Origin of the sequence: Modestobacter muralis (assembly GCF_010682105.1) — a bacterium.
Lineage (GTDB): Bacteria > Actinomycetota > Actinomycetes > Mycobacteriales > Geodermatophilaceae > Modestobacter > Modestobacter muralis.
The window spans coordinates 569,892-582,420 of the sequence record NZ_JAAGWH010000013.1; the positions used below are offsets into that span (position 1 = coordinate 569,892).

The following is a 12,529-nucleotide window of genomic DNA, read 5'->3' on the forward strand; positions in this document are numbered from 1 at the left end:
CTGCGCAACCGGGCCGGGCCTAGACCGGTCGCCGCCCGGGACCGGCGCCGCGGTCGTGCCCTCCGCCCGGGCAGGACCGGGCGCGGGGTCACCGCAGTCGCACGCAGATGACGGCGACGTCGTCGGAGGGCGTGTCGGCCAGGCGCATCAGCACGGCGCACAGGTCTGCGGGGTCGGCGGTGTCCGGCTGTGCGGTCAGGGTGGCGAGCAGCCGGTCGATCCCCTGGTCGAGGTCCTGGTCGTGGCGTTCGATGAGACCGTCGGTGTAGGCGACCAGCGTGCTGCCGCGCGGTGCCCACACGGTGGCCGAGGTGCGGGTCGTGGTCGCGTCGACGCCGAGGATCAGCCCGTGGACGTCGGCCAGCAGGTGGACGGTGCCGTCGGGGTGGCGCAGGACCAGCGGTGGGTGCCCGGCGTTGGCGACCTCCAGCCGCCACCGGTCGTCCCCGGCCGTGGGCCGGTGGGCGTGCACGTGGGCCAGGGTGGCCAGCCCCGGGACCGAGAGCACGTCCATCAGCTCGTCGACGCGGGCCAGCACGTCGGCGGGGTCGGGACGGGCGGCGTCGTGGGCGCTGGCGCGCAGCAGGCCGCGGAGCTGGCCCATGGTGGCCGCCGCGTCGATGTCGTGGCCGGCGACGTCGCCGATGCTGATCCCGATGCTCCCGTCGGGCAGGGCCAGCAGGTCGTAGAAGTCGCCACCCACGGCGGCGGCGGCGGACGCGGACTCGTACCGGGCCGCGGCCTGCACGTCGGGCAGGTCGGGGAGGGTGGGCAGCAGGGCGCGCTGCAGGGCCTCGGCGACGGAGCGCTGCCCCTGGTAGAGCCGGGCGTTGTCCAGGGCCAGCCCGGCCCGGCCGGCCAGGTCGCCGAGCAGCTCCACGGCGTCGCGGTCGAAGGCGCCGGTGCGGGTGCTGGTGAGCACCAGCACGCCCAGCGTGGTGTCCCGGGCCCGCAGGGGGAGGGCGATGAGGGACCCGATGGCGAGCTGGTCGATGAGCTGGTGGACGGAGGAGTCGGGATAACGCACCCGGGCGTCGGCCGACGACACGTCCGGGACCACCGTGGCGCCACCGCTGCGCAGCGAGTCGGCCGCGGGGGAGCGCGGTGCCAGCGGCCGGCCGGTGACCTTCCTGCCCAGCCGGGCGAGCTCGTCGTCCAGGCCGTCCCGGTGCCGCAGCACGGTGGAGGTGACGACGTCCTCGGCGCCCAGGCGGGCGATGAGCACCGAGTCGGCCAGGGTGGGCACGCACAGCTCGGCGATGCGCTGCATGAGGTCGTCGACGTCCAGCGTGCCGGTCAGCGTCGCCGACGCCTCGCTCATCAGCTGCAGCCGCCGGCGGGCGGCCTCGGCGGTCTGCCGGGCCTGCCGCTCCGCCCGGAGCGCGGACTCGCGCTGCTGCTCCAGCCGGACCCGTGCGGTGACGTCGTGCTGCACCCCGACGAAGCTGGCCAGCTCACCGGCGCCGTCGAAGATCGGCGTCAGGGTCAGCTGGTTCCAGAACGTGGACCCGTCGGCCCGGTAGTTGAGCAGCGTCACGGTCTCCTGGCGACCGGCCGCGACCGCCTCGCGGACGACGGTCACCGACTCAGGGTCGGTGTCCGGGCCCTGCAGGAAGCGGCAGTTGAAGCCGATCGCCCGCTCCGCCGGGTAGCCGGTCACCGCGGTGAACGCCGGGTTGACCCAGACCAGCGGGGCGTCGGGGAGGCGGGCGTCGGCGATGGTGAAGCAGACCTCGGTGGCCTCGATCGCCTGCTCCTGCAGCCGGCGCAGGCCCTCGTCGGCGTGCTGCGGCTCCGCGCCCCGGTCCTCGGCGACGGGGAGCAGGACGACCAGCGAGAGGTCCCGGTGGGCGTGCTGGTCGGCGTCGTGCGGTGTCGCGTCGCGGTCGAGCGGCAGGCCGGTGATCGACAGCAGCTGCCCCGGGTCGGTGCCTGCGGGCAGGCGCACCGGTTCGCCGTCGACCGGCAGCCCCCGGGTGAGGCGGGACAGCGGTGCGTCGGCGCCGTGCAGGGCACCGCCGGAGGCGTCGGTCAGGCCGGCCGCGGCCGCCCAGGCATCGAGGCCGACGGGCAGCCGGACGTCCCCGGCCAGGGCGATCGCGGCCCGGTTGGCGTAGGTCACCGCCCCGTCGCGCCGGTCCACCAGCAGCACGGCGACCACGGACCCGCCCAGGACGGCCGGGAGCGACCCCGCGTCCCGGGGCCCGGTGGTGGCGGCCCGGGCCAGCCCGTCCGCCCGGGGGTCGCGCCGGGCGGTGGCCGGTCGGTCCCGGCCCGGGTCGACCGGGCCGGCGGAGGAGCCCCCGGCCTGCTCCGCGCCCGGCACCGGGGGACCTCCGTGACGTGCTCCGTGCATGGTCGAACAGTAGGTGACGCACCACCGACCGGCGGCCGAGCGGCCGGGGAGGTGGCCGGACCACCCGGCGGCGGTCAGCGCCTCGCGGACCGACGGCCAGCCGGCGAGCGCCGTCCGGACGGCGGGGTGGGTCTCCTCCGCCAGCGCCTGTGCGTGCGCCCGGGCCAGCACGTCGTCCAGCTCCACCGGTGCACCCGTGGCCGCCGACTCGACCGCCGCCTCGACCATGGCCAGGCGCCGTTCCACGACGTCTGCGCGCCGGGGGCGGCTGCGCGACGGGCACCGCTCGCAGGTCGCCCGGCTCAGTCCGGGTCGGGCGCCAGCCGGACGACGGCCTTGCCGGTGTTGCCACCGCGCAGCAGCATGTCCAGGAACGCGTCGACGGCGGAGTCGAGCCCGTCGTGGACGGTCTCCCGGGCCTGCACCGACCCCTCGCGCAGCCAGCCGGGGACCGTGGCCAGGAAGTCCGGGCGCAGGTCCGCGTGGTCGCCGACCAGGAAGCCCTCCAGCCTGACCCGCTTGCCCACCAGCTGCGTCAGGTTGCGCGGCCCGGGCGGGGGCTCGGTGGCGTTGTAGGCCGAGATCGCGCCGCACAGCGCCGCGCGGCCGTGCTCCCGGAACGCGCTGACCGCAGCCTCCAGGTGCTCGCCGCCGACGTTGTCGAAGAAGACGTCGATGCCCTCGGGGGCCGCCGCGGCGAGCAGCTCGCGAACCGGGCCGTCGTGGTAGTCGAAGGCGGCGTCGAAGCCGAGGTCCCCGGTCAGCCAGCGCACCTTCTCCGGGGTGCCGGCGCTGCCCACGACCCGGGCCGCACCGCGGAGCCGGGCGAACTGGCCGACCAGGCTGCCCACCGCGCCTGCGGCACCGGAGACGAACACCGTCTCGCCCGCGGTGAAGGAGGCGACCCGGAACAGCCCGGCCCAGGCGGTGAGCCCGGGCATGCCCAGCACGCCCAGGTAGAGCGACAGCGGCAGGCCGGGCAGCGGTTCGACCGGCCGGACGCTCGTCGCCGGCAGGACCGCGACGTCGCGCCAGCCCAGTCCGTGCAGCACGAGCGTCCCCTCGGGCACGTCGGGGGAGCGGGAGGCCACCACCTGCCCGACCGTGGCGCCCTCCATCGTGGCGTCGAGCTCCCAGCTGGGCGCGTAGGACCGCGCCGCGCTCATCCGGCCGCGCATGTAGGGGTCGACCGACAGGGCGATCGTGCGGACGGCGACCTCGCCGGGACCGGGGTCGGGACGCTCGGTGTCGACAAGCCGGAAGTCCTCGGGCACCGGCTCGCCCTGGGGACGACGGACCAGCTGCCACTCACGGGTGGGGATCGGCATCTCCCGAGGGTGCGCCTGTGAGCGTCACCGCAGTCGCTCCGGGTCCGGTCGGGTCCTTGATTACGATCGGACCGTGTTCTTCTCCCGTGCCAGGACCAGGCCGGTCACCGCGGCGGACGCCCTGACCGGCCGTTCCCAGCCGCTCGCCGGCGTCCCCGAGGTGCACGCGGTCAACGGCAACCGCATCCAGCCGCCGTTCCCCGAGGGCATGCAGACCGCCGTCTTCGGCGCCGGCTGCTTCTGGGGTGTCGAGAAGGTCTTCTGGGAGACCCCGGGCGTGTACTCGACCGCCGCGGGCTACGCCGGCGGGTTCACGCCGAACCCGACGTACGACGAGGTCTGCTCCGCGCGCACCGGCCACACCGAGGTCGTCCTGGTCGTGTTCGACCCGGCCGTGATCTTCTACGAGCGCCTGCTCAAGGAGTTCTGGGAGGAGCACGACCCGACCCAGGGCATGCGCCAGGGCAACGACATCGGCACCCAGTACCGCTCGGCGGTCTACACCTCCGGCGCCGAGCAGGCGGCCGCGGCGGAGGCCAGCCGCGGTCTCTTCCAGGAGCGGCTGACCGCCGCCGGCTACGGCGACATCACCACCGAGATCGCTCCGCTCGGAGACTTCTTCCACGCCGAGGCGTACCACCAGCAGTACCTGCACAAGGTGCCGCACGGCTACTGCCCGGTGAACTCCACCGGCGTCAGCTGCCCCGTGGGCCTGCCCGGCGTCTGAACAAGGACCTCCTCGCCCTCACCACTCGTTCCTCATGGCGGGCCTCTGCGGGGCCTGACCCTCGCCACCCACTCGCACGCTCGCGGCGGGACCCTGCGAGGGGCCCTGACCCTCGCCCGCCCGGCCGGGCGGGCGGCGCACACGGCAGAGTGGGCTGCGTGACCTCCATCGACGCGCCCGACCTGTTCGCCCAGCTCCGCCGCGAACCGGACGTCGAGGCCCCCGAGCTGGTCGCCGTCGACGCCACCGACCGGCTGCTGCTCGACGAGGCCGCGGACTCCCTGGCCGCGGGCCCCGACGCGGTCGCCGTCGTCGACGACTCGCACGGCGCCCTGACCCTCGGGGCGGTCGTGCTGCACGGCGCCGTCTCGCCGCGGGTGACCACCGACCTGTTGCTCGGCGAGCTGGCGCTGGCCGCCAACGCCGAGCGCACCGGCCAGGCGGGCACCTACCGGCTGCTGCCGCTGGGTCCGGAGCTGGTGCGCGGGGCCACGACCGTGCTGGCCAAGGCGCCCAAGGGCCTGGACGCGCTGCGCCAGCTCGCCGAGGTCGTCGCCGCCGACGCCGACCCGGACGTGACCCTGTTCGTCGGGGGGCGGGTCAAGCACATGACCCGGGCGATGAACGACGTCCTGGCCGAGTCCTTCACCGAGGTGCGGGCGTCACTGGGGCGGCAGAAGTCCCGGGTGCTCGTCGCCCGCGGCCCGCGGGCCGACGGCGCCTCCTCGTTCCCGCACTGCCGCGAGCACACCGAGCTGGGGCTCACCGTCTGCGCGCACGGCGCCGCCTTCGCCGGCCCGAAGGTCGACCGGGGCACCCAGGCGCTGCTGGCGGTGCTCGCCGGGGCGGTGCCCGACGCCGCGACCGCCCTCGACCTGGGCTGCGGCACCGGCGTGCTGGCCACGGCGCTGGCCGCCGCCCGGCCGGGCCTGCGGGTGCTGGCCGTCGACCAGTCGGCGGCCGCGGTCGCCTCGGCGCAGGCGACGGCGGCGGCCAACGGGCTCACCGACCGCGTCACGGTCGTCCGGGACGACGCCGGCAGCAGCATCCCCGAGGGCACCGTGGACCTGGTGGTCTGCAACCCGCCCTTCCACGCCGGCGTCGCGGTCGACGAGACCGTCGCGCACCGGCTGTTCGAGGGGGCGGCGCGGGTGCTGCGCCCGGGCGGGGAGATGTGGTGCGTCTTCAACTCGCACCTGCCGCACCGCCAGGCGCTGACCCGCATCGTCGGCCCGACCCGCCAGGTGACCCGCAACCCCACCTTCACCGTCACGGCCTCGACCCGCCGCTGAACCTGGCGGTGGCCGCCGGTCCCGTCCCGTCCCGCGCCTGCCGATGGTGCGGGCACGAGGGTGCCCTGCTCTCCGAGATCCCAGGAGAGTCATGTCCCAGTCGTGGTGGGCCGACCGGCCACTCGGTCTGAAGTTGTCCACGCTCGTCGTCGCCGGCTCGATCGGCCTGGGCGTCGCCGGTCTGATCGGCGTGACGGCGCTCCAGGACAGCGGGGAGCGCACCGACCGGTTGCTGCTCACCACGACCGCGACCGCCGCCGCGCTGGAGGCGGACATGATGCACGACGCCATCCGGGCGGACGTGCTGCAGGCCATGCTGGCCGGGAGCGGCGGCCGGTACGACGCCGCGGCCGCCGACCTCGAGGGGCACGCCGCCACGCTGGAGGGCTCGCTGGCCGAGGTCCGCGACGGCGGCCTGGGGAGCGGCGTCGGCGCGGCCGTGGACTCGGTGTCCGACGAGGTGGCGTCCTACCTGTCCTCCGCCCAGGAGATCGTCATCCTGACCGGGGCCGACCCGGGTGCGGCCTCCGCCGCCTACCCGCAGTTCCTAGAGGCCTTCGAGGGTCTCGAGGAGGCGCTGCCGACGGTCGGTGACGCCGTCGGCGCCGAGGCCGCCGCGGCTGCCGCCGAGAGCCGGGCGCAGCGCGAGTCGGCGATCGTCTCCGTCGTCGTCGTGGTGGTCCTCGGCGCTCTCGTCCTCGGTGGGCTGGGGTGGGTGGTGACGCGGTCGGTGGTGCAGCCGCTGCGGCGTGTCCGCGCCGTCGTCTCCGGCCTGGCCGACGGCGACCTCCGGGGCACCACCGGGCTGACGAGCACCGACGAGGTCGGCCAGATCGCCACGGCGCTCGAGTCGTCCATGGCCTCGATGCGCGCCGTCATCCTCACGATCGGCGACAGCTCCACCACCCTGGCCGCGGCGACCGAGGAGCTGTCGGCGACCGCGCAGGACATGGGCCGGCTCGCCGCGGAGTCCGCCGAGCAGACCGGCCTGGTCGCTGCGACGGCTGGGCAGGTGTCGGGGAACGTGCAGGTCGTGGCGGCCGGCACCGACGAGATGGGCACCTCGATCCGGGAGATCGCGCACAACGCCAGCGACGTCGCCCGGGTGGCAGCCCAGGCGGTCGGCGCAGCCGAGTCGGCCACCACGACGGTGGCGAAGCTGGGGGAGTCCTCCATCGGGATCGCCACGGTCGTCGCCGTGATCACCTCGATCGCCGAGCAGACGAACCTGCTCGCCCTCAACGCCACGATCGAGGCGGCGCGGGCCGGGGAGGCGGGCAAGGGGTTCGCCGTGGTCGCCAACGAGGTCAAGGAACTGGCCCAGGAGACGGCGAAGGCGACGAAGGACATCACCGACCGGGTCGACAGCATCCAGTCCGACACCCGGGGCGCCGTCGCCGCCATCGCCGAGATCGCGTCGGTCATCGCGCGGATCAACGACGCCCAGGGCACCATCGCCGCGGCCGTCGAGGAGCAGACGGCGACGGCTGCGGAGATGAGCCGCGGGGTGGCCGAGGCGGCGTCCGGGGTGGACCAGATCGCCGGGAGCGTGGGCGCGGTGGCCGAGGCCACCGGTGCCACCACCCGGGCGATGGCCGACGCCCAGGTGGCGATCGACGAGACGGCGCGGCTCGCCGCTCAGCTCAGCACTGCCGTCGGCCGCTTCCGCTGCTGACGGAGGACTCCCCGGCCGGCCCCCTCGCAGGGGCCCGCCCCGAGGCACGAGGGGTGGGGGGCGAGGGGGTCCTTATTCAGTGGCCGGAGCCGCCGCGGGAGACGACCGGGGGCAGGGTCGACCAGGGGAAGTCGATCCAGGCCTCGGTGCGCTTCCAGGCGTAGTCGCACCGCACGAGCGACCGGGGCTTCTCGTAGACGACGGCGGTGCGGACGTCGGTGACGTGGCCGGCGCAGAACTCCTTGACCAGCTCCAGCGTCTTGCCGGTGTCGGCGACGTCGTCGGCGATGAGCACCTTCGCCCCGGTCAGGTCGACCACGTCGAGGGTCGGCGGCAGCACCACCGGCAGGTCGAGCCGCTGGTCGACGCCGGTGTAGAACTCCACGTTCATCACGAAGAGGTTCTTCACGTCGAGCGCGTAGCCCAGCGCGCCGCCGAGGAACAGCCCGCCGCGGGCGATCGACAGGATGATGTCGGGCTCGAAGCCGTCGTCGGCGACCTGCTGGGCCAGCTCACGGGCGGCCCGCCCGAAGTCCTCGTAGGTCAGGGTCTCGCGGGCAGGCTCCGGTGCGCTCACCCGGTGATCGTCGCAGCCCGGTGCTGGGTGTGACCAGACGGCCGTGCTCAGGCGGCGCCGGTGCCGGTCGTCATGGCCAGCTCGTCGATGGTCAGCCGCCGCTCCAGCACGGCCACGGCGACGTCGTCCAGCTCCTCGTCGTGTCCGTAGGCGTAGGCCCGCAGCACCGCCAGCGCGTCGGCGCTGGGCAGCTCCAGCGCGACGTTGACGACCCCGACCGCCTGCCAGACCCGCGCCCGGCGGCCGGCGCCGGGGGAGTCCAGCCAGGACGGCCCGTCCTCGGTGTGCGGCTCGGCGGCCATCGCCACGGCGAAGGCCTCGGACAGCGCGGCGGTGACGGTCAGCGAGTCGGCCAGCCCGAGCACCCGGACGTCGCCGGGCGCCAGCAGGTAGAGGTCGAGGGCGCCGACGTCCTCCAGCCCGCCGTGCAGCGGCAGCGAGACGATCCCCCGCACCGGCGTCCGGGTGACGAGGGCGTCGTGGAAGGCGGGCCAACGGTCCCGCAGCTGCGCCTCGTCGGCGAGCACCGGCATGCCGGTCGCGTGCGCGCTCAGGCAGGGGCCCTCGCCGACGGTGAACTGCAGCCGCTCGGCGACGGCCGCGACCGGGTCGCTGGCCCCCAGTGGCAGCCGCCGGTCAGCGGAGAAGTAGGCGCTCAGCCCCACGCCGTCGACGGGGAGGACGGCGGCGCAGGCGCGCGCCAGCCGGTCGGGCAGCAGCTCGGGCCCGGGCAGGTCCTGCTCGGCGGCGGTCACCTGGGCGGCGAACTCCTGGGCGAGGTCCACGTCTCCTCCTGCGGGCGGCAGCCCGGGCGGGGCACGGCCGTCTGCTGGACCTCCCCGCCGCCTCGACGTGCCGCGCCGGGGAGGTCCTACCCCCGTCGGTCTGCTCCCGACACCTCGCTCGACCAGCAGGACCCGGGCGTCCCCCGCCGGGCCCTGGCGCGGCCGGCACCCCGCCGTCGTCGAGGGCAGGTCCCGTCCACCCCCGAGGCGCGGCCCCACGACGACCCGTCACCTGCTCAAGCAGCCGCACCGGGGGCCGATCAAGGAGGTGGGACACCACTCGAGGAGGTCACGTGTCACCCCGTCCGTCGCGCGCAGGCCGCTCGTCCGCAGCCGTGGGTCTGCTGACCGTGCTGCTGACCTCGGTTGCCGCCGTGGCGCCGACCGTGGCTGCGGCACCGGTGACCTCGCCCGTCCCGACGTTCTTCATGAGCCAGGTCAGGCCCGGCGACAACGGTTCGACGCTGCGGGTGCTCGCCCAGGACCGGTACGCCGACTCCGGCGCGGGCGGGGTCACCGTGTCCGACGTCGGCGGGGAGTCGCCCTACGAGTACAACGCGGTCGGGCACCGGGCGGCCGACGGGTACCTCTACGGGATCGTGCGCTCCGGCCCGAGCAGCGACCAGCTCGTGCGCGTCGGGTCCGGCGGCGAGGTGACCCTGCTCGGCCCGGTCGACGGGCTGCCGGCCACGCCCGGGACCGACGCCTACCTGAGCGGTGCCTTCGGGGAGGGGACGTACGCCGACACGCTCGTCGTCAAGGACAACAAGGCCGCCGGGCGGCTGTACCGCATCGACGTCGCCAGCCGGAGGGTGACCGGGTCGGTCGCGCCCTCCACCGGCGTGAAGCTGTTCGACTACACCTGGAACGCCGGGTACCTCTGGGGCGGGGAGGTCGACGGCGGCGTCCGGAGCATCGTCCGGCTGGACGTCGCGACCGGGGCGGTCACGCGGATCGCCGCCGGGTCCGTCCTCCCCGCCGACGACACCGGCGACTACGGGGCGGCCTGGCGGTACGGCAACGGGAACATCGCGCTGCTGAGCAACGGCAGCGGCGTCATCACCCAGGTCCGGATCGGCGGTCCGGCGTCGGCCTCCCCGACGCTCACCGCGGTGTCCCGGGTCCAGGCCGCCCCCGGCGAGAGCAACGACGGCGCCAGCACGCTGGCCGCGCAGCCGGCCGACCTGGTGCTGACGGTCCCCGCACCGGCTCCGGTTCCTCCGTCCAGCCCGGTCTCCTGGACGGTGACGGTCCGCAACGCCGGTCCCGGCCCCTCGTCGGGCTCCACCTTCACCGTCGCGGTGCCCACCGGGGTGACCGCCGTCCAGCTGCCTGCCGGGTGCAGCGTCCCCGCGGGGACGGTCACCTGCGTGGTGGGCCCGCTGGTCGACGGCGGCTCGGACGACTACACGTTCACCGCCTCGTCACCCGCCGCCGGAGCGGTGTCCGTGGCCGCGCCGGTCGACGTGCTCGGCAACGAGCAGGACCCCTCCGTCGACAGCGCGCTCCTGGTCGTCACCCCCGACCAGGCGCTCGCCTCGACCGGCGTCGGCACTCAGGAGCAGAGCGTCCTCCCCGGCGTCCCGGCCGGCGGCGCGGTCGAGCTGCTCGACGGCAACACCCCGGTCCCGACCCTCGACGTCCCGGGCGGGCGCTACGCCGTGGACGTCGACGCGCTGACGTTCACCCCCGCGTACGGCTGGTCGGGCACTGCGGCGACGGCGAGGTTCCGCGTCACCGACGGCTCGGGCGCCACCGGCGTCGGCGGGTACACCGCGACCGTGCAGCCCCCGGCACCTCCCGCGGCGCCGGCGCTGACCTCGAGCGGGACCGGGACGGCGACCCAGCGGGTCACCTTGCCCGCGCCCCCGCCGGGCGGGTCGGTGACCCTGCTGGACGACGACGGTGACCCGGTCGCCGGCCTGGTCCTCCCCGGGCGGGGGAGCTGGACGACCGACCCGGTCGCCGGGACGGTCTCCTTCGCCCCGGCGACCGGCCACCTCGGCACCACTGCGGTCGCCTACCGGGTGACCGACGCCTACGGCCGGTCCAGCGACGGCACGTACGAGGCGACGGTGACCGCCCCGCCCGGTCCGTCGGCCCCGGACCTGGCTTCGGTCGGCACCGGCACGGCCCCCCAGCAGGTGGTCCTGCCGCCGGCCCCGGACGGTGGCTCCCGGACCCTGCTCGACGACGACGACGCCCCGGTGTCGCGGGTCGTCCGCCCCGGGCAGGGCACGTACGACCACGACGCGTCCTCCGGCACGGTCACCTTCACGCCCGTGCTCGGCTTCCAGGGGCCGGCCACCCCGGTCCGCTACCGGCTCACCGACGCCTACGGCCAGTCGGCCACCGGGGCCGACACCCCGGTCGTCACCCGGCCGGCCGGGCCGCCGGCCGGCGCCGTGCTCACCTCCCGCGACGTCGGCACGACGCTGCAGCAGGTCGTCCTCCCCGCGGCACCGGCCGGTGGGTCGCGGACGCTGCTGGACGGCGCGGGGACCCCGGCCGCCGTGGTGGACGTGCTCGGCGAGGGCCGCTACGTCCTGGACCCGGGCACCGGGACGATCTCCTTCTCCCCGGTGCTGGGCTTCGCGGCCGTGGGCCGCGTCGCGTACCGGTCGACGGACGCCTACGGCTCCTGGGCCGACGGGTCCTACCGGCCGGAGGTGCTCCCGCCGGAGCCCCCGGCCCCCGCCGCCGAGGCCACCACCGGAGTCGGCACCACCCAGCAGCAGACCACGTCACCGGCGGTCCCCGAGGGTGGTGTCGTCACCGTCCTCGACGGGGAGGGTCGGCCGGCGACGTCCGTGACCCTGCCGGGTCAGGGCACCTACCGCTGGGACGCGCTCGCCGGCTCGGCGGTGTTCGACCCGGAGCTGGGGTTCCACGGCGCCGCGTCACCGCTCACCTACCGCGTGACGGATGCGTACGGGCAGTGGGTCGACGCGACCTGGACCCCGACGGTGCTGGCGCCCGCTCCACCGGTCACCGAGCCGCGGACGTCGACGGGAGTCGGGACCTCGGTCCACACCGTCCTGCTGCCCGAGGCCCCGGCGGGCGGCGCCCGGGCGTTGGTGGACGTCGACGGGGACCCTGCGACGACGGTGGTGCTCGCCGGCCGGGGGACGGTCGAACTCGATTCCGTGACCGGGTCGGCCGTGTTCCGGCCGGTGCCCGGGTACGGCGGCACGACGGTGATCACCTACCGGATGACCGACGCCTACGGCCAGACCGCCGACGGCCACTGGACGGCCACCGTCACCGCGCCGGCGCCCCCCGCCGACGCGCCGCTCCCGCCGGCCCCCACCCCGACTCCGACCACCTCGACTCCGATCACCTCGGCATCGCCCGTGGCGACCTCACCCACCCCGAGCCCGCCCGCCCCGGCATCGCCCGCACCGACCCCGGCCGCCCCGACCCCGCCGGACACGACAGCGCCCGCCCCGGACCACGCGGACCAGCCGATGTCGGCTCCCGTGACCGCCGGGCCACCCGAGCTGGCCTGGACCGGTGACGACCTGCAGGTGCTGGCCGGGCAGGGACTGGCGTCGGTCGCCCTCGGCCTGGTCCTGTTGGTCGCCGGCCGGGCTCCGCGCATGCACCCGGCCGGTCCGGCGGCCGGCCGCGACCGGTCCCCGCGGGGGCGGCACGCGGCCGGGAGGACCAGTCCCCGGCGGCGCACCAGCGGTGGGGGTCGGCACGCAGCCGGGAACGCCGTCCAGAGGCGGTCCGCCGGTCGGGTCGGCGGCCAGCCGGTCGGCACCTGACGGTCGGCACCTGACGGTC

At 75.9% G+C, this 12,529-nt stretch carries 8 protein-coding genes; 4 read left to right on the plus strand and 4 right to left on the minus strand.

The features are described 5' to 3' along the window. Positions 1 to 88 precede the first annotated feature (88 nt). Entirely contained in the window at positions 89 to 2,602 is a 2,514-nt protein-coding gene (locus GCU67_RS06875) for a SpoIIE family protein phosphatase (RefSeq protein ID WP_163610285.1), read from the minus strand. Between the two features lie 56 nt (positions 2,603 to 2,658). Next, the gene (locus GCU67_RS06880) at positions 2,659 to 3,684 is read right to left on the minus strand and encodes an NADP-dependent oxidoreductase (protein ID WP_163610286.1); all 1,026 of its coding nucleotides are present in this window, start codon (positions 3,682 to 3,684) and stop codon (positions 2,659 to 2,661) included. A gap of 73 nt (positions 3,685 to 3,757) precedes the next feature. Between GCU67_RS06880 and msrA the strand changes: the two genes are divergently transcribed. The 3 genes from msrA (at position 3,758) to GCU67_RS06895 (ending at position 7,378) form a co-directional block, all read left to right on the plus strand. Then, complete coding sequence (gene msrA, locus GCU67_RS06885) at positions 3,758 to 4,411, plus strand: peptide-methionine (S)-S-oxide reductase MsrA (protein ID WP_163610287.1); 654 nt, start codon at positions 3,758 to 3,760, stop codon at positions 4,409 to 4,411. Positions 4,412 to 4,569: 158 nt separating this feature from the next. Further along, positions 4,570 to 5,703: a methyltransferase gene (locus GCU67_RS06890; protein WP_163610288.1), complete on the plus strand. Its 1,134-nt coding sequence runs from the start codon at positions 4,570 to 4,572 to the stop codon at positions 5,701 to 5,703. A 91-nt stretch (positions 5,704 to 5,794) separates the two neighbouring features. Beyond that, positions 5,795 to 7,378: a methyl-accepting chemotaxis protein gene (locus tag GCU67_RS06895; RefSeq protein ID WP_163610289.1), complete on the plus strand. Its 1,584-nt coding sequence runs from the start codon at positions 5,795 to 5,797 to the stop codon at positions 7,376 to 7,378. Positions 7,379 to 7,454: 76 nt separating this feature from the next. Here GCU67_RS06895 and GCU67_RS06900 read toward each other — a convergent pair whose 3' ends face one another. Together GCU67_RS06900 and GCU67_RS06905 are read right to left on the minus strand one after the other, a co-directional pair. Further along, positions 7,455 to 7,955, minus strand: a complete 501-nt coding sequence (locus tag GCU67_RS06900) for a phosphoribosyltransferase family protein (protein ID WP_163610290.1) — start codon at positions 7,953 to 7,955, stop codon at positions 7,455 to 7,457. 47 nt (positions 7,956 to 8,002) lie between these two features. Further along, a complete protein-coding gene (locus GCU67_RS06905; RefSeq protein WP_338104828.1) occupies positions 8,003 to 8,740 on the minus strand; it encodes a GAF domain-containing protein in 738 nt (245 codons plus the stop codon). A gap of 335 nt (positions 8,741 to 9,075) precedes the next feature. Between GCU67_RS06905 and GCU67_RS06910 the strand changes: the two genes are divergently transcribed. Continuing rightward, the gene (locus tag GCU67_RS06910; RefSeq protein WP_163610291.1) at positions 9,076 to 12,510 is read left to right on the plus strand and encodes a DUF6923 family protein; all 3,435 of its coding nucleotides are present in this window, start codon (positions 9,076 to 9,078) and stop codon (positions 12,508 to 12,510) included. Positions 12,511 to 12,529 lie beyond the last annotated feature (19 nt).